This window comes from Brevibacillus brevis (genome assembly GCF_900637055.1).
GTDB classification, from domain to species: Bacteria; Bacillota; Bacilli; order Brevibacillales; family Brevibacillaceae; genus Brevibacillus; species Brevibacillus brevis.
In genome coordinates this window covers 456,601-477,254 of record NZ_LR134338.1, presented here as the reverse complement: position 1 = coordinate 477,254, position 20,654 = coordinate 456,601, and the positions used below count along the sequence as shown (strand labels likewise).

30 protein-coding genes and 2 other RNA genes are annotated in these 20,654 nt (G+C 49.6%); 31 read left to right on the top strand and 1 reads right to left on the bottom strand.

The annotated features are described in order from the left end of the window. Positions 1 to 7: 7 nt before the first annotated feature. Positions 8 to 1,021, bottom strand: a complete 1,014-nt coding sequence (locus tag EL268_RS02805; RefSeq protein WP_106656315.1) for a helix-turn-helix domain-containing protein — start codon at positions 1,019 to 1,021, stop codon at positions 8 to 10. Between the two features lie 161 nt (positions 1,022 to 1,182). Between EL268_RS02805 and EL268_RS02800 the strand changes: the two genes are divergently transcribed. From EL268_RS02800 to EL268_RS02650, 31 genes are all read left to right on the top strand, one after another. After that, positions 1,183 to 1,395, top strand: a complete 213-nt coding sequence (locus EL268_RS02800) for a Rha family transcriptional regulator (RefSeq protein WP_092266365.1) — start codon at positions 1,183 to 1,185, stop codon at positions 1,393 to 1,395. A gap of 22 nt (positions 1,396 to 1,417) precedes the next feature. Continuing rightward, positions 1,418 to 1,732, top strand: coding sequence for a hypothetical protein (locus EL268_RS02795; RefSeq protein ID WP_106656316.1), 315 nt, complete (start codon positions 1,418 to 1,420; stop codon positions 1,730 to 1,732). Between the two features lie 15 nt (positions 1,733 to 1,747). Beyond that, complete coding sequence (locus EL268_RS02790) at positions 1,748 to 3,682, top strand: Mu transposase C-terminal domain-containing protein (protein WP_106656317.1); 1,935 nt, start codon at positions 1,748 to 1,750, stop codon at positions 3,680 to 3,682. 12 nt (positions 3,683 to 3,694) lie between these two features. Next, a complete protein-coding gene (locus tag EL268_RS02785) occupies positions 3,695 to 4,594 on the top strand; it encodes an AAA family ATPase (protein WP_106656318.1) in 900 nt (299 codons plus the stop codon). A gap of 148 nt (positions 4,595 to 4,742) precedes the next feature. Continuing rightward, positions 4,743 to 4,922, top strand: coding sequence for a hypothetical protein (locus EL268_RS02780; protein ID WP_106656319.1), 180 nt, complete (start codon positions 4,743 to 4,745; stop codon positions 4,920 to 4,922). Further along, positions 4,919 to 5,152 (top strand): hypothetical protein, encoded by a 234-nt coding sequence (locus tag EL268_RS02775; RefSeq protein ID WP_092266360.1) that lies wholly within the window; start codon positions 4,919 to 4,921, stop codon positions 5,150 to 5,152. The genes EL268_RS02780 and EL268_RS02775 overlap by 4 nt, the downstream gene beginning before the upstream one ends. A gap of 9 nt (positions 5,153 to 5,161) precedes the next feature. Further along, complete coding sequence (locus EL268_RS02770; RefSeq protein ID WP_126435337.1) at positions 5,162 to 5,608, top strand: hypothetical protein; 447 nt, start codon at positions 5,162 to 5,164, stop codon at positions 5,606 to 5,608. Next, on the top strand, positions 5,514 to 6,413 hold the full coding sequence (locus EL268_RS02765) for an ATP-binding protein (RefSeq protein ID WP_092266359.1): 900 nt from the start codon (positions 5,514 to 5,516) through the stop codon (positions 6,411 to 6,413). The genes EL268_RS02770 and EL268_RS02765 overlap by 95 nt, the downstream gene beginning before the upstream one ends. 199 nt (positions 6,414 to 6,612) lie before the next feature. Further along, positions 6,613 to 6,792, top strand: a complete 180-nt coding sequence (locus tag EL268_RS02760) for a hypothetical protein (protein WP_106656320.1) — start codon at positions 6,613 to 6,615, stop codon at positions 6,790 to 6,792. Positions 6,793 to 7,028: 236 nt separating this feature from the next. Further along, positions 7,029 to 7,101: hammerhead ribozyme type II (locus tag EL268_RS02755), an RNA gene on the top strand. Between the two features lie 22 nt (positions 7,102 to 7,123). Beyond that, positions 7,124 to 7,615, top strand: a complete 492-nt coding sequence (locus tag EL268_RS02750; RefSeq protein ID WP_164724425.1) for a host-nuclease inhibitor Gam family protein — start codon at positions 7,124 to 7,126, stop codon at positions 7,613 to 7,615. A gap of 217 nt (positions 7,616 to 7,832) precedes the next feature. Beyond that, positions 7,833 to 7,903, top strand: an RNA gene (locus EL268_RS02745) — hammerhead ribozyme type II. Between the two features lie 144 nt (positions 7,904 to 8,047). Next, positions 8,048 to 8,503 carry a hypothetical protein gene (locus EL268_RS02740; protein ID WP_106656322.1) on the top strand — a complete coding sequence of 152 codons (456 nt, stop codon included), beginning with the start codon at positions 8,048 to 8,050 and terminating at the stop codon, positions 8,501 to 8,503. Next, on the top strand, positions 8,500 to 8,916 hold the full coding sequence (locus tag EL268_RS02735; RefSeq protein WP_106656323.1) for a regulatory protein GemA: 417 nt from the start codon (positions 8,500 to 8,502) through the stop codon (positions 8,914 to 8,916). Before EL268_RS02740 ends, EL268_RS02735 begins: the two co-directional genes overlap by 4 nt. After that, positions 8,913 to 9,251, top strand: coding sequence for a Mor transcription activator family protein (locus tag EL268_RS02730; RefSeq protein WP_232030231.1), 339 nt, complete (start codon positions 8,913 to 8,915; stop codon positions 9,249 to 9,251). Before EL268_RS02735 ends, EL268_RS02730 begins: the two co-directional genes overlap by 4 nt. 118 nt (positions 9,252 to 9,369) lie before the next feature. Then, a complete protein-coding gene (locus EL268_RS02725; RefSeq protein ID WP_106656324.1) occupies positions 9,370 to 9,690 on the top strand; it encodes a hypothetical protein in 321 nt (106 codons plus the stop codon). Beyond that, a complete protein-coding gene (locus tag EL268_RS02720; RefSeq protein WP_092266353.1) occupies positions 9,683 to 9,985 on the top strand; it encodes a hypothetical protein in 303 nt (100 codons plus the stop codon). The genes EL268_RS02725 and EL268_RS02720 overlap by 8 nt, the downstream gene beginning before the upstream one ends. Further along, complete coding sequence (locus tag EL268_RS02715) at positions 9,985 to 10,527, top strand: phage protein Gp27 family protein (RefSeq protein ID WP_106656325.1); 543 nt, start codon at positions 9,985 to 9,987, stop codon at positions 10,525 to 10,527. Before EL268_RS02720 ends, EL268_RS02715 begins: the two co-directional genes overlap by 1 nt. Continuing rightward, positions 10,514 to 12,151 (top strand): phage terminase large subunit family protein, encoded by a 1,638-nt coding sequence (locus EL268_RS02710; protein ID WP_106656326.1) that lies wholly within the window; start codon positions 10,514 to 10,516, stop codon positions 12,149 to 12,151. Before EL268_RS02715 ends, EL268_RS02710 begins: the two co-directional genes overlap by 14 nt. Further along, positions 12,151 to 13,662, top strand: coding sequence for a DUF935 domain-containing protein (locus tag EL268_RS02705; RefSeq protein WP_106656327.1), 1,512 nt, complete (start codon positions 12,151 to 12,153; stop codon positions 13,660 to 13,662). Before EL268_RS02710 ends, EL268_RS02705 begins: the two co-directional genes overlap by 1 nt. After that, the gene (locus EL268_RS02700; protein ID WP_164724424.1) at positions 13,655 to 14,344 is read left to right on the top strand and encodes a phage head morphogenesis protein; all 690 of its coding nucleotides are present in this window, start codon (positions 13,655 to 13,657) and stop codon (positions 14,342 to 14,344) included. The genes EL268_RS02705 and EL268_RS02700 overlap by 8 nt, the downstream gene beginning before the upstream one ends. Positions 14,345 to 14,436: 92 nt before the next feature. Continuing rightward, positions 14,437 to 15,459 carry a phage protease gene (locus tag EL268_RS02695; protein WP_164724423.1) on the top strand — a complete coding sequence of 341 codons (1,023 nt, stop codon included), beginning with the start codon at positions 14,437 to 14,439 and terminating at the stop codon, positions 15,457 to 15,459. Then, positions 15,459 to 15,860, top strand: a complete 402-nt coding sequence (locus EL268_RS02690) for a hypothetical protein (protein WP_106656330.1) — start codon at positions 15,459 to 15,461, stop codon at positions 15,858 to 15,860. Before EL268_RS02695 ends, EL268_RS02690 begins: the two co-directional genes overlap by 1 nt. A gap of 13 nt (positions 15,861 to 15,873) precedes the next feature. Then, positions 15,874 to 16,767, top strand: coding sequence for a Mu-like prophage major head subunit gpT family protein (locus EL268_RS02685; RefSeq protein WP_106656331.1), 894 nt, complete (start codon positions 15,874 to 15,876; stop codon positions 16,765 to 16,767). After that, entirely contained in the window at positions 16,767 to 17,123 is a 357-nt protein-coding gene (locus EL268_RS02680) for an HI1506-related protein (RefSeq protein ID WP_106656332.1), read from the top strand. Before EL268_RS02685 ends, EL268_RS02680 begins: the two co-directional genes overlap by 1 nt. A 13-nt stretch (positions 17,124 to 17,136) precedes the next feature. Further along, positions 17,137 to 17,580, top strand: coding sequence for a gp436 family protein (locus EL268_RS02675; RefSeq protein ID WP_106656333.1), 444 nt, complete (start codon positions 17,137 to 17,139; stop codon positions 17,578 to 17,580). Between the two features lies 1 nt (position 17,581). Continuing rightward, positions 17,582 to 18,088 carry a phage virion morphogenesis protein gene (locus EL268_RS02670; protein WP_106656334.1) on the top strand — a complete coding sequence of 169 codons (507 nt, stop codon included), beginning with the start codon at positions 17,582 to 17,584 and terminating at the stop codon, positions 18,086 to 18,088. Continuing rightward, positions 18,085 to 18,582 carry a hypothetical protein gene (locus EL268_RS02665; RefSeq protein ID WP_106656335.1) on the top strand — a complete coding sequence of 166 codons (498 nt, stop codon included), beginning with the start codon at positions 18,085 to 18,087 and terminating at the stop codon, positions 18,580 to 18,582. Before EL268_RS02670 ends, EL268_RS02665 begins: the two co-directional genes overlap by 4 nt. Beyond that, positions 18,560 to 18,784: a hypothetical protein gene (locus EL268_RS02660; RefSeq protein ID WP_106656336.1), complete on the top strand. Its 225-nt coding sequence runs from the start codon at positions 18,560 to 18,562 to the stop codon at positions 18,782 to 18,784. The genes EL268_RS02665 and EL268_RS02660 overlap by 23 nt, the downstream gene beginning before the upstream one ends. Continuing rightward, a complete protein-coding gene (locus tag EL268_RS02655; RefSeq protein ID WP_106656337.1) occupies positions 18,781 to 20,196 on the top strand; it encodes a DUF2586 family protein in 1,416 nt (471 codons plus the stop codon). The genes EL268_RS02660 and EL268_RS02655 overlap by 4 nt, the downstream gene beginning before the upstream one ends. Next, the gene (locus tag EL268_RS02650) at positions 20,196 to 20,630 is read left to right on the top strand and encodes a hypothetical protein (protein WP_106656338.1); all 435 of its coding nucleotides are present in this window, start codon (positions 20,196 to 20,198) and stop codon (positions 20,628 to 20,630) included. The genes EL268_RS02655 and EL268_RS02650 overlap by 1 nt, the downstream gene beginning before the upstream one ends. The last annotated feature ends 24 nt before the right edge of the window (positions 20,631 to 20,654 follow it).

The following is a 20,654-nucleotide window of genomic DNA, read 5'->3' as shown; positions in this document are numbered from 1 at the left end:
ATGGTGGTTATATCGTTTGATTCATTCTGGATACAGCTTCTTCAGGTGAAAACCACTCAACAATTTTGCCCAGGATATGCACTCCGTCATTTGCTCCGTAAATAAGGGGTTGATACCTGTCGTTCTCGGAAATTAAATGAATTTTGTTACCGTCTTTCTTAAATCTCTTGATGGTGACTTCCTCTTCGTCAGCTCCCCCAATCATAACTAAAGCAATGTCTCCATTATCAACGGCGTTTTGCTGCCTCACAACGACATAGCCACCATCCTTAATACCAGCACCTACCATACTATCTCCGCGAACACGGACAGAGAAACAATTCTTATATTGTTCCGGCACTTTAATATACCCATCAATTAGCCTAAATACTGAGATCGGTACGCCAGCAGCAGCTTGTCCCAAGATAGGAATTTCAACAAAAGTCTCTCCTTCATCTTCATAACCCGTTTCTCTATCTTCAGCGATAATTTGACCTGTGATCCGTGTGCCTCTACCCATCTGTTGGGTGAATTCGCGAGGTGCTTTATTCTGAGCGAGTCTTTTTATTAGCGGAGTAAGTAGCTCGATATCTTCTTTGTCTAGTGCGCTTATAGCGGAATAAAGAGGATTATTGAGAAATAAAGTCGATGCAGTCTTTCCGCTTCCTTGTCTATGAGAAATAATCATGGTTCTTCTGTTGATACTCTCATCGTATTGGGTACTCAATTCCCGTTTTTGACCCGAAAAAATGTTGTTCCAGACATTGGTGTCTAAAACAACTGGAGGTTCAGTGTTTTTGTATTTAGGTCCCTCTCCAGTAAGGAGCCATTCCAGAGTGACGCCAAACTTCTCGGCAAGTCTCACTACGAAAACGGAGGATGGATCGCCTCCTTTGTTTTCCCAGTCGCTGATTCTGCTTGAAGAAGTTCCGATTTCTTTTGCTAACGCATCCATTGAAAGCTTTTCTGCGGTTCTTAGCTCCCTTAACCTCTCCCCGAAAGTTGTTGTCATATCAATATCACTCCGTTTGAGTAGTGCCATTTTTTAATTCCCCCTAAAATTTCATTCCGAAAACGGAATAAAAGTATTGTGTTCGCTCCGTATTCGGAGTAAAATGAAATTGTGGGAAGTGAGTTACCACAAATTATAGCGTAGCACTATCAATCTGACTATGACTTACTTTGTCGATGGAGGTGAGAAATTTGTTGAGAAAAAAGCCAATCACTCCATATGGCTGGGCGATCAAAACAAGATTGGCTGAATTGCAGATGGATCAAAAAGAATTCTGCGAACGGAATGGAATTCCCGAAAACAGAATGTCAGACCTCATTTCTGGGACAAGACCAGCAAAAAAGTATCGAAAATTGATAGATGACATTTTGTTCACGGAGCGCCGCCTTCCGAAAGCGGAGTAATTCGATTGAAAGAGGGAGTTAAATGAACGAAAAGCCTCATCTGATCCACCCCAGCGATCTATCCGTAATGTTGAAATCTTTGGCGACTATTGACGAAACGAAGAAAAATTCAGCATACAGGAAACATCATGAATCTATCATGCTGCATTGTGCTTCTATAGCGGCACAGATAACACCCGAAATTGAAGAGTTAAGCACTCAAATTTCTTTCCTAACTAAACGCCGTGAATATCTGATGAGTCTTTACAACGATATTTACACCAAGTATTCGGAAAGTAGCAAGGAGTGGGAACAGTACAATCATTCATCTACAGAAACAAGCCAAAAAGCTGAATAAGGAAGGAGGCAGACCGTGGGCGAGTTGCAACTTTTAACCGTCAAGGAAACCGCTCGTCTCATGGGCATATCCGAGCGAGCGGTACAAAAGCAAATCAGTAGCAACAAGCTAAAAGCTAATGCTGTAAAAACTGGAACGCGAGGGCGCGGAGGAATTGAGTATCAAATCCCTGTTTCTTCTCTCCCGATCCAGGCGCAGAAAAAAGCAGTCAAGTTGTTTAAAGAAGTAGTTGAAAATAGCACGGATCAAAAAGCGCAAGCTCCACTTGAAGTATTTAGCGATCAAGAGCGTGAGCAAATTGGTTACTGGAGAAAGTGCTTCGATCAGTGGCAAGCCTTCCGATCTCAACCTGGAATGACCAAAGCTGAGCTTGATGAAATGTTCTGCGAAAACTGGAATCTTGCCCATCCTGAAAATCAAGTGACAGCCAAAACGCTACATCGGAAATACAAGTCCTGGATGGAACAGGGAGACGCTGCCCTAGTAGATCGCCGAGGCGGTTGGAATCGTGGTGAGTCAACTATACCCGAGGTGGTCTGGAGTATATTTCAGCAGTATTACCTTGATGAGAATAGGCCCAGCGCCCAAGCGTGTTACAGATGGGTGAGCATTTGGGCCAAGGAAAACAACTTCGGCCCGTTACCATCATGTAAGGCTTTCGAGCGAAGGATCACAACCATTCCCTATGCAGTCATCCGCATGTATAGATACGGCGAAAAAGACTTCGATGATAAAGTCGCACCATTTGCCCGCCGTTCTTATCAAGGACTTGCAAGCAATGATATTTGGGTCGCAGACAACCATAAGTTTGACGTAGTGGTAAGGCGTCCAGACGGATCAACCTATCGCCCACAAGTAACCATGTACACCGATGTCCGAAGCCGAAAAACAATGTCCATTGTCGTATCTGAAAACCCAAACTCCGATACAAACCTCCTGGCAATACGGAAAGGCATCCTCAAGTATGGCATCCCCAAAGTGGTCTACACCGACAACGGTATGGACTTCCTCGCAAGCGACATTGGAGGACGTGGACGGCGCAAGACAAAGAAAAACGATGGTGAACACAAACCGCCTGCGGTGTTTGAGCGATTGGGCATCCGAATGATGAATGCCAAGGTAAAAAATGCAAAGGCGAAACTGGTTGAACGGACCTTCAGGGAAGTGAAAGAAAACTTCTCCAAACTGTTCCTCACCTATCAGGGTGGACATGTCAAGGAGCGTCCAGAGCGGCTGCTAAAAATCTTAAAAGACCCGAACAACATCGTCACGGAAGAAGAGTTTGCGGAAGCTTTTGAAACCTTCGCTTTTGGCTGGTTGGATCATCAACCACACTATGGCGATGGGATGAACGGCAAAACACCACACCAAGTATATGCCGAGCAGTTAATTGAAAAACGCACTGCGCTGCCGGAGGACTTAGACCTGATGCTGATGCGTTCTTCCAAGCCAGTTACGGTTGGCAGAAACGGTGTCCGGCTTACGCTTTACGGTTACGGTCTCGATTTTTACGACACAGAGCTTGTTGCTCAGTATCGCGGCAAGAAAGTCTATGTCCGATTCGATCCGGCGAATTTGGGAGAGGTTCGGGTCTATGACCTGGAGGACCGTTTCCTGATGACTGCCACACATAAAAAGGCTTTGGAATACGGGGCCAGCAAGGAAGATATTAAGAACGTGGCAAGCGAGTCCAAGAAGATTAAGAAGCGCGTAAAAGCTTACAAGGAAGCACTTGTCGCAGAAATTTACGCACCCGATCCAATGGACCTTGTGATGGGACAAGCCCGCAAGAATCTTGAGGAAGCAACTGAAGCTGAAGCAAAAGTCCTCTCTCCGGTTCGTTCAGGTGAGCGGAAAGTCGAAGCAGCTCCTCTCAAAAAAGCTGTGGGCCAAACCAATAACATTAACCTATCTCGCATGATAAGTGCGGCTCAAAAAACCAAGAAGTAAGGAGCGGTTTTCATGGTTGTCACCAATGAATGGTTGGAACTGATCCAGGCCATAAAAGACCACATGGAAAAAACGGGGATGTCACAGTCAGGAGTAGCAAGAGCGTTGGGTATCTCGCCTGCGGCTCTCAGTCGGTTTTTGAAAGAGACCTATCCATCCCCTCACAAGCTCTTTGGTAAGATTCGGGCTTTCCTCACAGTTGACGAGGCCAGGGAGGTTGCACCACAGAAGCCGGACTTTGTACATACTTCTCAGTCACAAGCGGTCCTGGACATCATCACTTACTGCCATGTTGCAAACGTGCTAGGTATTGTCTACGGCGACGCAGGGATCGGCAAGACCGAAGCTATCCGGGAATATGCCCGCAACCATCCTGAAGCGGTTGTCATCACTATGTCGCCAGCTTTCGGAACGACTAAAGGTGTTACGGAAAAACTTGCAAAGGCACTGAAAGTCCAAGAAGGCCGATCCATTCGTCGGATGTATGAAGAGATCAACGAGAAACTGGTCGAATCCGGCAGGGTTATCATCGTAGACGAAGCGCAGCATCTTCCGCTGAAAGCCCTGGATCATCTGCGATCCATCGCGGACGAAAGCGGCGTCGGTTTGGTCCTGATCGGAAACGAAGAAGTTTATACCCGAATGACGGGCCGAGGCGAAGCAGCTTTCGCGCAGTTGTTCTCTCGCATCTCCATGAGAAAGAATGTCCGCACGGAACTAACTCAGCCGGAAGATATGGAACTGCTGTTCCCGCACCTGCAAGAAGAAGAACGAAACTTCCTGCTGCGAATCTCCAGAAGCAAATACGGCATTCGTGGTGCAGTCAACGTGTATGTAAACAGCGCCGCCAACCAAAACGTAAAGCTGCAAGGTCTGATGGACATGGCGCGATATATGGGGATTGGAGCATGAGGGCAATAAAAAAAGCCTGAGTTAGCGGCTCAGACTTTTTCCGGGATAACACCCGATCCATTCACTTTTCAGGGACCAGTATATCACGGCTGATGTTCCGATGGAAAGGGTGTTTCCTTCGACAACAAATTTTATGGAGGGATCGCCAATGTTCGTTTGGAAAGGCAAGTTTGTATCTTTCGAGGGTCAGCAATGGATTATCAATGAGATTCTTGGCAATGACGTTACACTGATTCGATATGTTGAGCGGATGCCACTTGAACGTCAGGTCAGCCTTACTCAACTGGATGGCGGCGGATCGTGGGCAAGAAGAGGGCTGGTTGGATGACTTTGGAAAAAGCGACTCTTGACCGATTTATCGCCAGCGTGTTCCAGCAGCTAGATGACGACGGCCTGATCCAACGAGCTGATGAGGATTTTGTCCTCACCGAAAAAGGCAAGGCCCGTATACAAAAGCAAATTGACAAGATGACTCCAGGGCGCTTGCTCATGTTGGAAATGTACTTTGCTGAAAGGTTTGGTGTCCCCCTCTCCTACGACATTACACGAAAGGACTGAATCATCCGAATGGATGCACAAAAGGAAAGTGTGTTCCGGGTTTGCCGACACGCTCTGACCGATGAACAGCAACATCTTGCTGATGTGCTGCTCAAGAGGTATAGCGAAAGCGATCTCCAAAAACTAGCTGCATACTTTGCTTGCATCGCAAAGACTCGCAAGGCCGAGAAGCTTGCTTTAAACGTCGTTTTAACACAGCTTAAATACTTCATGGATTACCCGCCTGAACTGGTTATCCAGGCGGCGGTGATCCACTCAAGCAAGTACCCGGACAGGAAAGAGAACTACACGCAAGGCATCCTGAGAAACCTTGCACAGCAGGAAGGATTCAAGAAAAAGAACTATGGGCAGGTGATCGTTGATGGAGGGCCTGCAAGGGTTTCTGGATCAACTGAAGGCCAGCATCGCGGGAAATATGCCGACCACTACGTCACAGGAAGCGAGCTGCCCATTTAATAAGTGCGACGGCAGCATGTGGAAGGTTGTACAGCTCCCAGGCAAAGGTAGCTCTGAAGTGCGCTGCGAGTGTTACGATTTCAAGCTTTTTCAACTGAGCATATCTGACAAATGCCCGCATCGTGAATGCGATGGCAGCGGTTGGACGCTCTTTCTGGATGAAGAAAATGGCGTCTGCCGCCGCAAAGAATGTAAATGTCTCATTCAGGAAAATGAACAAAGACGCCTGGACAAGCTCTTCAAAATTGCACGAATACCAGCGAAGTACCTGGACAAACGTCTTGAGAATTACGAGGCCGCGCCTGGATCAGAGCAGCATACAGCTTGGCGCATGGCAAAACGATACGTTGAGCGGTTCCAGGAACTCCGTTCCGAAGAGAAAAACGGACTCTTTATGTTTGGTAATCCAGGAACGGGCAAAAGCCATCTGAGCTATGCCATTCTTCAGGAAATGATGAGGCAAGGAGTCGCTGGCATCTGTGCGACGGTTCCCGATCTCATGGAGTCCCTACGGCCCGGTGGTGATGAGTCTCAGGATACAAAGAAGATGCTAGAAGCCCTCAAGACAATGGACCTTCTCATCCTGGACGATCTAGGAGCCTGCAAGTCCACGCCTTGGGTAACGGAACGGGTGTACATCATCCTGAACGCTCGCGCCTCTAATAACCTCCCGACCATCATCACAAGCAACGAGGACCTGGACACGCTGGAATCTCTTCCTGGATGGGATCGGATTGTGAGCCGAATCCTGGGCATGACGCATGTGGTTCCTGTTCATGGCGATGATTACAGGAAAAAGAAATGAAACGTGACATCAAGGTTCTGAGCGAGTATTTCCGTGAGAGGGATTCCCTTCCTGCTCCACTGGAAAGGGATGCAATACCGGGTGTCTGCGTTTGCGGTCATCGGGGGCCATTCAAACTACGGTTCAAAGCTCATGTGTTGTACAGGCATTGCCCCACTTGCAATGATGCGGTGGACATGGATAAAAGGAGCTGAAAAGCATGGAATACGATTATCTGCCTGACATCATCGAAAGAACTTGCAACGCAGATCACTACGCAAACAACTACAACAGCAAAATCAAAGGGTTTCGTGGTGCATTCACCATCGAAGATATGATCTTCTTCCATTCAAAATTAGAAGGAGCTGTACAGGATGAGCCAGAAGCGCAGGCCGGGTAAACCGCCCGTCATTATCCCTCGTAAAATATCCGATTGGATCAAGCAGAACACGACTAACACTGCTGTGAATAACTACAAGGTTGGCGGAGGGCTTACCCCTTGGAATGCACAAAGCCAACGCTTGAATTGAGGGAGGAAGTAGAAATGTCTGGTAAAGACCCAAAAGATATGACGCTTGAGGAACTTTGGGAACTTATTGACAAGGAAGGTATCCAAATTCACTCTCCTGATTGAACTGTCGAAACGCTCCCGGCCCTCCGGGGGTGTCAGTGGGAAATGGCCTACCCACTCTGATGATGACAGGCCAAAAACTACACAAAGGATGATGAGATTGGCAAAAAAGAAAGCAGCTCCCGTTTTCCAAAGCTGGGAAGAAGTCAACCAAGCGATGCGGGAAATAAGTGTGCTTGACGCCCAGGTTTCCTCCGCTGAAGCGAAAATGAATCAGCTTATCAACGACATTAAGGCCGATACTGAAGCCGTGGTCACTCCGCTGCTCCAGCGAAAGGCGGAGCTTGAACAGCATATCCAGGTTTTTACCGAGTCCTGCATTGATGAGTTTAAGGACAGCAAGACGAAATCCCTGACGTTTGGAGAAGTCGGCTTCCGAAAAACCACAAGCATTGTCACCCGAAACGTCAAGGCGATCCTGGAGGCACTGAAGCAGAACAAAATGTTTGATTGCATCGTCACCAAAGAGTCTATCGACAAAGATGAGTTGGCGAAGTACGACGATGCGGCCCTCGCAAAAGTCGGCGCAAAGCGCGATACGAAAGACAAATTCTTTTATAAACCAGCAGTTGAAAGGATTGAGGCCCAATGACAACCACACCGCGCAGCCAAAGAGGTAACGATCCTCAAAAGAGATTGAAGTCCATTCCCCAGCCTACTGAAGAAGTATCCCTGAACATCATGCGGAACATCGAAGGGAAGGACGTCGAGAGGGTGCTGACCGCAGCCAATGCGTTTGTAGGGTCCTTCGATCCGGCAGAACGATACGAGCTGACGCTGATCGTCAGGAAAATGGAGCCAGCAATACAAGCCGAAACACCCTGATTCGTCAGGGTGTCGCGAGGGGATGACCTTCCTCGCCTGATGATGGCAGGTCAGGGATATACGCTGAAGGTGCTGGATACGAGCAGGAGCTTTACTACCCCTTCCTCCTGCTCCCTAGCATCTTCAGGGTATATCCCTATTTCAAAAGGCTTTTAAACTCCGTTTAAAAATCTGTGAAACCATACATAGGGGGATGAGGATGACAACCAAACGGAAAAAGAGACGGAAGAAAACGGATCGCATGACGCCCGCACAAATGCGGGAAATGCTTGGTATCCGTAAAGAACCAAAGCCTCGTGTCAATCGGAAGAAATACGCCCAAGAAATTGACCAAAGATGGCGAAAAAACCGAATGAATGCCTTTGAGTTTGAACACTACTTTGGGGTTATGATTACCTACTTCCTGGGTAGAATCTCAGCCAGGGCCGAGTCAAAGCCTGATTTACTGGAAAGTCACCGAATTACAGACGAAGAAATGGGGATTTTACAGTTGATCGAACGAGCTTTGAACCTGCATGAGCTGCGCGATCAAATTAAAAACGGGTTGCATGAATACAACATCATGAACGGTGATCCGATTGACCATGACCCGTTTGACGTCTTGGAGCGAAAAATTGAAAAGGTAACGGCTGGACTGGAGGGTGTCTCCGTATGATTGAACGCAAGCAGCTCGCCGTCCTCCACATTGCAAAAAAGGACTTGAGCCTTGATGACGATGTGTACAGGCAAATCCTTCAGCAAGAAGCCGGAGTCTCCAGCAGCCGTGATCTCTCCCTTGACGGCTTCCGAAAAGTAATGAAACGGCTGGAACAGCTTGGCTACAAAGGCAGCGCGAAGCCCAAACAGAGCAGGAGCAAAACGAAAGACCCGAACGCAATTGTCGGGCCGTGGCAAGCTCAAAAAATCCGGCAGCTATTTGCGGAGCTGGGCTGGCATGAAACTGAAAGGCAGCAAGGGTTTACCAAAAAGATGATCGGCAAGCCCTGGGCGCAGACACGATCCGAGGCAAACAAGATCATTGAGGCGCTAAAAGCGATGAGCAAACGCCAGGAGGTGCAAAGAAAATGAGTCTCGCCCAGGAAAAAGAAGAAATCAGGCTCGATGACTGGATGCAGGAAGTTACACTGAAGGAATTATCCTCTACGGCTCTTGAAATTGCTGAAATCATCGGGATTGAAGCGACACTGAAGCTAATCAAGAAATTTGGTGGCGACATGCTCTATCTCCCCAAAGAGGAAACCATTTTCCGATCCATCCGAGACAAGCGAATCAAAGCCGAATACAACGGGGCCAATTACAAAGAACTTGCACAAAAGTACAACATCACGGTATCATGGGTCCGTGAAATCCTAGCGGATACTCCCCACCCGGATCAAATGAATATCTTTGATATTGCGGAATAGACAAGTGTTTCTATCAATTAAGTTTCTCAAGAGCATTTTTGGAATGTGAATATCTACCAATGATAACCTCAATCTACAAGGATTGAGGTTTTTTATTTTGCCCGAAAGGAGGTTCCGAATGAAATTTTCGTATGACTTGCTCATTCCGTTTCTCTCGATTGCCGTTGCTCTCATCTACATCTTGATTGGCGTCATTGGTTTTTTTGCGAGAGACGCATACAACCGAATGAAGGAAGAGCAAACCAAGCAATCCACGGACATCAAGAGCCTGGAAGAAAAGTTTGTCAAGACCAAAGAGGACATTTCCAAGGAGTATGTCCGCAAAGACGAGTTTTTCCGGGAGATCAACAAGATAGATCAAAAGATTGATAGAATCGGCGAACACATCACCGAGATTCACAAAATAGTTTCAGCAATGGGAGGAAACCACCGTGCTTAATGACGATGCAAAAGAAATGCGCGGCTGGGTATTGCGGATCACCGAGAGAGCTTACCCTGATCCACTGTCCGTCGATCTCGTCCGCCAGCACCTTCAGGAGTTAAATTACGCACCATCTGAGCGAGAAGTAAAAGCCCATCTCGCTTATCTTTCTGAAAAGCAGCTCGTCGTAACTGAAACCATCGGCAGCAGCTCAATTGCAAGAAATACCGTCAGACTCACCGCCAAAGGTAAAGACCTGCTGGAAGGCAACATTCCGCCTGATGCCGGGATCAACTTAGGAGCCAGATTTTAATGGCTGAAGATCGCAACCGAAGCCATTCCAAAGTCACCAAGCTACCTGCCAATCTACAAAAAGCGATCAACGACGCTATTGTAAACGGCAGGCTCACATACAAGCAGATTCATGAAATGGTTGTCTCTGCTGGTCATGACATTAGCGAAGCGAGTCTCCAACGGTATGGTAAGAAATTTCTTGCAAAACTAGAAGCGATCAGCATTGCAAGAGACCAAGCAAAGGCAATCATCGAAAGCAGCAACGGGCCAAACACTGATATGGCAGAAGCTACCTCGACGGTGGCCTTTCAGATTCTCATGGAGATGCTGGTCAACAGTCCGAAGAAGCCAGGGAAAGCAACGCTTGACGCAATCAAGGCACTGGCTACGCTTGAGCGCTCCACCATCGCCCGCGAAAAGCTAAAGTTTACAGCGGAAAAAGCTGTGAAGGAAGCTGCGGACCGGATCAAGGCGGAGCTGCGCGAAACCATCACGAATGATCCAGACCTTTTGGACAAGCTCATCCTGATTGTGGAGTCGAATGCCAATGTCCCTGCTTAAAGACCTTGTTCCCAAACGCGAAGATCAGGCGATCTCGTTTATCGAGTATTGCCGAAAGCATCTGACTCTTGACGATGGCAGGCCCTATGATCCTATCGGCAGAGGCTTCATGAAAGAAATCGTGGACAATTATCACACCCACCCGCACATGACTGTAGAGAAAGGCGCTCAGACGGGTTTCTCTACTCTAGCAATCGCCCACACGCTTTACATGGTAGACGTCCTGGGCAAAAACATCATCTACTATCTACCAACTGATGCAATGGCAAATATGTTCGGCCCAACCCGGTTTGATCCGTATGTCCAGCGCAGCGAATATCTCAGCAGCCGCATACGTGGGACCGACCAAAAGAGCCTGAAGCAAATCGGGACCCACTTCTTTTATATCCGTGGTCTTGTCAGTAAAACGGGGGCAATCTCCATTCCTGCCGACGAGATCATCTTTGACGAAGTGGCGCTCATCAACCCGGAAAATATGGAGCTGGCGCAAGACCGTATTTCCGCGCCTGGATCACTTGGCTGGCAGAAATACTTCTCCGTTGCCTTGTTTGAATCAGATGGGATCGACGAACTATTTGACGCTTCAGATAAGCGGCAATGGATAGTCACCTGCTACGGTTGCAGACGAGAGGCCACGCTTGAGAGTGACTTCCCTGACAACATCGTGAAAAAGAATGGAGACGTTTTTCTTGTCTGTCCAAAATGCGGTCATAAGCTAGACGTCACCAACGCTCGTTGGGTCGCTGAACATCCAGACCGGGACAGTCGCCTTGGCTACCGTGTACCGCAGCTCATCATTCCAGACACAAAGCTTTCCCTGATCTATGAAAGATGGGAAAAAGCAAAGGATCGCCCATCGAAACGGGCGACCTTCAGGCGAAGCGTCCTTGCTCTTCCTGACTCCGGCAACATGCAGCCGATCTCGCCTGCTGTCCTGCAACGTCTGGAAGAGCTGTCCGACTACTACTTCCACGATCATAGCGATGTTGTGACGGGCGTCGGGATCGACATGGGCGACAAAGCCCACGTTGCGATTGCCCAGCCCTATGGGTCAGAAGGAATGCTCCCTATCGCATTCTTTGAGGTAGAGGTTGAAGAACTGTCCGAGCTGGTCAAACACATCGAAGAAGCGTTCAACCCTGGCGCGTTGGTCATTGACGCTATGCCGTACAAAACCGAATCGAAGAAGATCGTCCGGCAGCTTACAAAATGTCGGGGGTACATTCAGTATTTCAAAGGCACGGAGCTGAAGGAAGGTGAAGAAGGCGAAGGCGAAAAGGCCGTCAACAAGGTCACTGTAGATCGGGACGAATCCCTTGACGAAACGACAGACCTATTTGCTGCCAACCCGCCGCTTGCTCTTCTCCCCAAACCGCGCAATCCGAAGGAAGAAGTCACCATCAACACCGTCAAGCTGCATCTGAAAAAGCTGGTCAAAGAAACATCCGGCAGCGGTGAGGACGCGACCATTCACTACAAGAAGAATGTCGCCAACCACTTTGGTATGGCGATCAACTCAGCCCGTATCGCCTTGCAACTGGCCCTGGGCCAAAGCAGGATGACGGGGCCTGCCGAATACACGCCAGTGGTCAGATCGAGGTTTAGGAAGAAAGGAGCGTACTAATGGCACAAACACCTGAAATGAATCGAATAGCCGTTGTGTCGGTGCGTGATCGTTTTTACTCCTATCCGACATCCGGCCTTACTCCTGAGAAACTGGCCCGGATTCTGAGACAGGCCGATGAGGGCGACATCGCTCTGCAAATGGAAGCCTTCGCAGAGATGGAAGAAAAAGACCTGAAGCTTGGTTCCCTTCTCCAGACAAGGAAAAACGCCGTGCTGGGACTCAACTGGGAGGTGATGCCTGCCGACGAATCCGAGGAAGCAAAGCGCCGGGCCGAGCTGGTTAAGAAAGCGATGGAGTTTGAAGGGCTGGAAGATACCCTGCTTGATCTCTTGGACGCGATTGGCAAAGGCTTCTCCGTCTGCGAAATCGAGTGGAATTATGACCAAGGGATGGTGCTTCCCAAAAGAATCCCGTGGGTGGACACAAGGCGCTTTACCTTCGACCTGGAAGGCAACATGCGCCTGATAACAGACGAGAACCCAACGGGCATGCTGCTTCCGACCAACAAATTCATGATTCATCGCTACAAGGCAAGAAGCGGATCAATGGTCAGAGCTGGGATCATCCGCTCCTGCGCCTGGATGTACATGTTCAAAAACTATTCCATTAAGGACTGGATGACGTTCCTGGAGGTCTTTGGAATGCCGATCCGGGTCGGGAAGTATGAACCTGGAACGCCCGATCATGATAGAGCGGTTCTGGAAAGGGCCGTTCAAGCTATCGGATCAGATGCAGCAGCCGTGATCTCCAAAAACACGATGATTGAGTTTATCCAGACGGCGCAAAAGTCTGCTGATCCTTTCAAGGACATGGTTGCTCTTGCCAACTCCGAAATGGCCCAAGCTGTATTGGGGCAAACCCTTTCAAGTGACGTCGGATCATCCGGCAGCCGAGCCTTGGGTCAAACGCATGGCGAGGTACGTCAAGACCTGCTGGAAGCAGATTGCAAGGGATTGGCTGAAACCTTCAGGCGTTATCTATTCAAGCCGCTGATCTTCTTCAACTTTGGGGATTCCCATTTACTGCCCTGGCTGAAATTCCACTATGAACCGCCAGAGGACATGTTGGCAGCGGCTGATCTTTACAAGAAGGTACAAGACATGGGCGTGGCGCTCCCGGCCAACCACGTTTACGAGAAGTTTGGAATCCCGCAGCCAAAAGATGGCGAGGCCGTTCTGACAGCGCCAAAGCAAAACCCAGTGACTACTCTCTCATTCTCCGAAAGGGATTCTATCAAACCGCCAAGGACGAACCCGGCCCAGGCAAATGTGGATCGGTTTGTCCAGGATGCCGTACAAGCTGCTGGCGATCCCGTTGGACAGATGATAGAAACCATCAAACAAGTAATTGCAAAAAGTAGTAGTTTCCAAGAAGCCAAGCAGCAGCTTGAAGAGCTGATTGAAAAGATGGAGTTTGATCCTCTTCAGGAGACGCTTCAGCAATCTATCTTCGCTGCCTCCCTGTTTGGTCGCAAGGCTGTATTGGATGAGGTGGACCAGGATGGCTGACTTTGAAAAAATCACGCTGCTACCGATGGATGAAGCCATAGACTACTGGCGGCTGCGTGTTCCGATGTCGCCGGACGAATACAAAGCGCTGGCAGCAGAGAGCAAAGCAAAAGCCTTCTCTTCCGCTCTAGCAACTTCAGCGCACATGGTCGCCCAAGTCTATCAAGCCATCGAGGATGCCCTATCAGATGGGGACACGTTTGAAGAGTTTCAGGACAAGACCAAGGACCTTTTTGAAAAAGCTGGTTATGAGGTCAAGCCCTATCAAGTTGAGACTCTTTTTTTAACGGTTGTTCAATCGAGCTACAACGCTGGTAGATGGAAGCAGCTCACCGATCCTGACATCCTCGAAGAGTTTCCCTACTGGGAATATGACGCCGTGGGAGATAAACGAACCCGGCCTTCTCACATGGCAATGGACGGCCTTGTCTATCCTGCCAATCATCCGTTCTGGGCCTCCTGGTTTCCGCCGAATGGCTTTCGCTGTCGGTGCAGCGTCCGCGCAAGGTCGGCTTCATCCGTTAAGAGAAACGGCCTAACGGTCCAAAAGGATGCGCCAAAGCTGCTGCCGGACGAGGGATTCAATCACTCGCCTGCTGCGGTTTGGAAACCGAGTTTTGATAGTCTACCAAAGCCTCTAGCAGATCGAGCTGAAAGAAGGCTCCTAGAAGGCCCAAATTAACAGTTTAGGGAGGTGAGGGTAAAAATATACCTGCGATAGTCTATTAAACGCTTTTAAAGCAATTTAAACGGGTTTTAAACGGGGGTGTGCATGTGGCAAAGAGGTCAAAACTTCCTCTACGAAAAATTGCCCTCACGGAAATTCATTCCTTGAATGAGGTTCCGAGTGAAGTCCAACTGCTCCCTCGCGGATGGACAAACACCAAAAAAGGCAAGTTTTTGGTAGATGAAGAGTCTATCAGATTGATCCTGAGAGACTTCCAGGCAAAGGCGAATGATGCGGTGATAGATTACGAACACCAAACCCTAACGGGTCAACAAGCGCCTGCTGCTGGATGGATTATGGAGCTGGTAGATAAGGGAGACGCCGGATTATGGGGACGAGTTGAATGGACGGATCGGGCCAAGGAGTACCTTGCCAACCGCGAATATCGTTACCTCTCCCCTGTGATCCATGTCAGGGAAGATGGCAAGGTCATTGGCTTCATCAATGCCGGATTGACCAACTTTCCTGCTATCGACGGGATGGTTCCCGTCTCATTCAAAGATCAAGAAACGGAGGAAGAACAACCAATGAACGAATTTTTGAAAAAGCTCGCTGCTGCTCTTGGCCTTCCTGAGACAGCGACGGAAGAAGAAGTGCTTGCTGCCATTCAAGAGCTGGCAAAAAACAAGGGTGCGAAGCCGGAAGCACAATACGAGGCGTTCAAGTCCACAATCGCCCAGGCATTGGGTATGGGAACAAATGCCAGTGACGTAGATATTCGCGCAACGGTTCTCTCCCTGAAGGCATCCAGTGACAATAATTCCGTTGTCAAGGAGCTTCAGGAACGACTTGATAAACGGGATCGCGAGGAAGTGATCCAACTGGCGCTGACACAAGGCAAGATTACTCCGGCGCAGAAGGATTGGGCGGAAAATTATGCCAAAGTTGACCTGGAAGGATTCCGTAAATTCGTAGAGACAGCGCCGCAGCTCGTTCCTATGGGTAGTGGCGGCACAACCTACGCGCTGAAGAATCCGGGTGTTGGCGGGTTGGATGACAGCCAGGCCAACGTCAACAACCTCCTGGGCATTGATGCTGAAACTTATAAGAAATACGGAGGCGATCAGTAATGTTGACCCAAGACCGTAACACCAAACAAATGGCAACAGCCGACAGGCTGATCCTCCCGATTGCAGCAAACACCGTGATCTATCAAGGCGGGTTGGTTGCGATCAATGCTGCTGGCGAGGCTGTACCTGCTGCTGCAACGGCTGGCCTGAAAGTCGCCGGACGTGCTGAAGCACATGTTGACAACCGATACAGCGGGGCTGGAGAAAACAGCATCGCCGTTGGGCGCGGGATCTTCCTCTACAAAAACAGTACGGCAAACCCTGTTACCGCAGCACAATTGCTGGAAGATTGTTTCATTGAGGATGACGAAACGGTTCGCGTCTCTACGGCAGGCACAAACATTCGCGCAGGAAAGGTAATCTCCCTGGACGCTAAAGGCGTTTGGGTAGAGATTCGATAGGAGGTCGACCTAATTGATTATCAACGCAACCAATTTAAGAAGCATTTACACAGGCTTTAAAGTCATTTTCAATCAGGCTCTGCAAAACGCCAAGCCTATGTGGACAAAGATCGCTACGCTAGTGCCTTCCACGGCCCGTGATGAGGAATACAAATGGCTGGGCAAATTCCCGCGCATGCGTGAATGGATCGGTTCCCGTGTTCTGGACAATCTTGCGACGCATGGCTACACCATCAAAAACAAAAGCTTTGAGGCAACCATCGCGGTAGACCGCGATGACATCGAGGACGATCAGATCGGCGTCTACACTCCGATGATCGAAGGCTTGGCGCAAAGTGCTGCTAATCACCCGGACGAGCTGGTTTTCACTCTCCTGGCGAGAGGGTTCGCCGAGAAGTGCTATGACGGGCAATACTTCTTCGATGAGGAACACCAAGACGGAGACGGCCCGGTTCAGTCCAACAAAGGCACGAAAAAGCTGACCAGTGCTTCATACAGCTCGGCTTACGCTCAGATGATGAGCTTGAAAGATGAGCATGGAAACCCATTGAACGTAACGCCTACCGTCCTGGTTGTTCCGCCGCAGCTCCGCGAAATGGGTCTCAAAATCTTGCAAGCTGAGAACAACGAAAACGGCGAAACCAACGTGAACAGAAACAGCGCAGAGCTGCTCGTCGCTCCTTGGTTGGCTTCCGATCCGAACGCTTGGTTCCTCCTGGATACCTCTAAACCAGTGAAGCCGATCATCTTCCAGGAACGTAAAAAACCTCATTTTGACGCGCTGGATCAGCCGACAGATGAGAACGTCTTTATGAAAAAACAGTATGTTTACGGCGTCGATTCGCGGGATAACGCTGGCTATGGCCTCTGGCAGTTGGCCTACGGCTCTACCGGGGTGGATGCCTAATGAGTCAGGGAATCGCCATTACCAGTAAAGCTAATGGCTTCCGCCGGGCGGGGATAAAACACCCTGCCCAGCGGGTAGTCTATCCAGCGGATCGGTTCACCGAATTGCAGCTCAAGCTTCTGAAGGAAGAACCTATGCTCATTGTGGAAGAGGACGTCCCCCTTCCTGAAGATGAGCATGACGAGGACGACGACAAGGGCAAAGGCCAGCGCGGTGGAAACCGCCGTAAAAAGGAACAAGGTCAGGGGCAAGGTGAAAATCCTGCCCAGGCTGGCGAGCCGGACGACGATCCGACAAAAGCCAATGATCCAGCCCAGGAAAATCCACAGCAAGACCCTAACCAACAGCCGGAATAAGGAGGGCTGACACATGTACGCTGTAGCCTCTGACGTAGAAAGCAAGCTTTCACCCGACATCCTGATGAGACTGACGGATGACGATGGGACTGGAGAAATCAACTGGGATATTGTCACCAAGATGATCCAGGAGGCCAGCGCGGAAGTGGACGCCTTTCTTGCGATGCGATACACCTTGCCCTTATCCCCCGTGCCGCCGATCCTCTCCAAGCTGACCTTGGACATTACGCTTTACAACCTGTTTTCTCGCAGGGGCATTGATGAGAGCAGCGCGGACGGTGTGATCGTCACCAGGTACAACAATGCAGTTCGCATGCTGGAGAAGATTGCAGCCGGATCAATGGAGATTATCCCGCCAACCAGTGACACGGGCGGCGAGGCTCCTTCTTCCTCTCATTCCATGAGCTATCAAACGGCTCCCCGGATATTCTCACGGGAACAGATGAAAGGCTACTGACATGAGCAGCACAGAGTTTGGGGACTGGAAAAAGGCAATGTCCCTGCTGAACCACATGGGCGAGGCCAACATGCTCCGAATCAACAAGAAGATTGGTTCAGCTATGGTGGACAGCACGAGGGACAGATTCAAAACGGGGACCGCGCCGGATGGAACACCTTGGCCCAAATCGAAACGGGCCGAACGCGAAGGCGGAAAGACGCTCGTCAGAAAAGCGCGTTTGCGAAACTCAATCACCTTTCGGGCTACTCCGAGGCAGGTAGAATGGGGAACCAACGTCCCGTATGCAAAGACTCATAACAACGGCGAAGAGATCAGGGAACATGTCGTCAGGGCGAAAAACAAGCGCTCTCTTCGCTTCTTTGTAAACGGGCAGGTCATCTTCCGTAAAAAAGTCACCATCCCAAAGATCGAGATGCCAAAGCGCCAGTTTATCGGGCTTTCTGATGATGACGAGCAAGAGATCAAAGAAATAATCATTCGTGAGATTGGAGGGGGCTTTGTATGATCCAGGCCGTCCAAAATGGTCTGAAATCCGCCTTGCTGCAAACCGGGATCGCTGAAAAGCTGATTTATACCTCTGTTGCAGATGAAAAGGCGTATCAACATACACCCTCTGCCTTCATCCTGATGGAACCGGGAGAGATCAAAACGGATCGGCAGCGTGTAGCGATCCGCCCAGGTCGATTTATCTGGCAGCTCTATACGCTGACCATCCCCTTTAGTGTCCTGATAACGGACAAAGACCTTCCGAAAGCCGAAAGCAAGGCGCTCGCCTTTCTGACAAAGCTTCCAAGAAGGCTGCTTGATGGGGATTACGCGATTGCGCTACAGCCTGGGGCCATCAAGACGCTTGAGGATACAAGCATCATGTCTCAGGCAGTTGGGTTTGAAGTCATTGTCACCGCTAAAGGCGGGGTCTACTCCGAGCAGAAGGCCGCGCAAATGAAAGTCATAATCGAAGGAGTTGAATTTGACCTTGGAAACAACGAAACAAACTGACCAGCAAGAGCAAGCGCCTGTCGTCCCCGATGGAATGGAATCCATTGAGAGTTTGTTTGTACGTTTGGACGTTCCCACATGGCAAGCAAAAGCGCTCATGGTCCATGAAGGCTGGAGCCAGGGCAAGGCTATGACTGAAAAGCAGTTTAAGGCAGCTCTCAAAAAATTCCTGGGTGCGCCAATCGGAGGTGAAAAATCATGAGTATTCCTGACATTAACGTAAACCTGGAAGATGGCGGGCTTGGGGTTGTTCCCCCTAATTCAACAGGGTTGCATGTGAAAATTGGTGTCGCCGCAGCAGGCCCGGAAGGTGAAATCATTGCCATTTCTGGCCCGTCCAGTGCCAAACAATTCGGAAAAGGGCCGCTGGTTCGCGCTCTCTCAGATGCGTTTGCAGAAGGGACAAGCAACATGTATGCGGTTCGGGCCACTGCTGACATTGATGGCACAGTGAGCGCCGTTGAAAAAACGGGAACGGGAACGGGATCGGTAAGTGTTTCGGGAAAGCCGACGGATGAGATTCAAGTGGAGCTGCAAATTGTAACCTCTGGCGGTCTCAATCAAGCAACTTTTACACTGACCATCGACGGGCAAGCGCCGACAGCTCCGATCACGGTCCCGATCACAGGCAGCTATGAGCTGCCGGATTCCGGCCTAACCATTACCTTTACGCCTGCTGGCGACACACCAGAAAACAGCTTTAAAGCAAATGATAAATACACTTTCTCTGCAACTGCTCCGCAAATGTCCACGACAAGCCTGGTCAATGCGCTTGATTTCGTTCTTGAAAGTGAGTACCCATACGAGTTTATTCACATCGTTGGGCCTAGCACTCCGGCTGTCTGGACGCTATTTGATTCCAAGCTTGCCGCTGTACAAGAAGATGGCAAATTCGTTTTCGGTATCTGTGAAACCAGGGACATCAACAAAGGTGAATCGATTGACCAGTACGTCAAAGCGATGCTTGACCAAGCCGCGAACTTTTCTTCAATCTTGGTATCCGTGGTTACTGCCGGGATCAGCAAAGCTGACTTTCTGAATGGGAAAGAAGATGAGCGGAACCCTGCCGGGATCATCGTGGGCCGGGTGGCTCAAATTCCTGTTCATCGAAGTGCAGGCCGTGTCCTGGATGGCGCTCTTTCTGCAACGGAGTTGCGCCCGGCTGGAATCAAAAAGGCCCACATCATTGCTCTGGACAATGCCCGATATACCACGGTACGCCGATATGACGGAATCCAAGGTATCTACTGCACCAACTTCCGCATGATGGCGCCAACCGGCTCTGATTATCTGTATGGGGAACGGACACGGGTCATGCTGAAGGCAGCTCGTTTGGTTCGCGCAGCAGCTCTCTTGCAAGAGCAAAACGAAATCCCATTCGATGATGCTACTGGGAACATCGACTTCACGCCAATGGAAAACCTCTTGACAGCGGCGCTCAACCCTATGCTGAACGCTGAAGAGATTACAAAGGCCCGTGTCGTCATCAAGCCAGAGCAAAACATCCTTGCTGGCGAACCCATGAAGGCTGTAATTCGGATCACGCCTCGCGGGGCATATCGGGACATGGAGCTTGAGATCGGGTTTGAAAACCCGTTTGGAGGTGCTAACTGATGGCGGTAAATGGACAAAAGTATGACTGGGAGAGCATTACAATTACACTCCCGCATGGCATCCTGATCGACGTTGAATCCATTGACTACAGCGATGAGCTGGAAAAGGAAGTCTTGTACGGGAAAGGCGCTTTACCTGTCGGAACTGGTAACGGAAACTACAAACCTGAAGCGAAGCTAAACATACGGCGTGAAGAATATAACAAGCTGCTGGAGTATGCAGCCAAAATGAAAAAGCCGTTGTATCGCCTGCCTGCCTTCCCGATCACGGTATCCTATGCGAATGACGATCAGCCGAAAGTTACCGACACTCTTCCAGCATGCCATGTGAATAAGACAAGCACAAACCCAAGCCAGGGCGACAAAGAGGTCAAAGTAGAATTGGGCCTCATCCTCTCCAAGCCGATCCTCTGGAACGGCAAATCGAATGTTTAAAAATCGTTTAAAAGCCATTTAAAT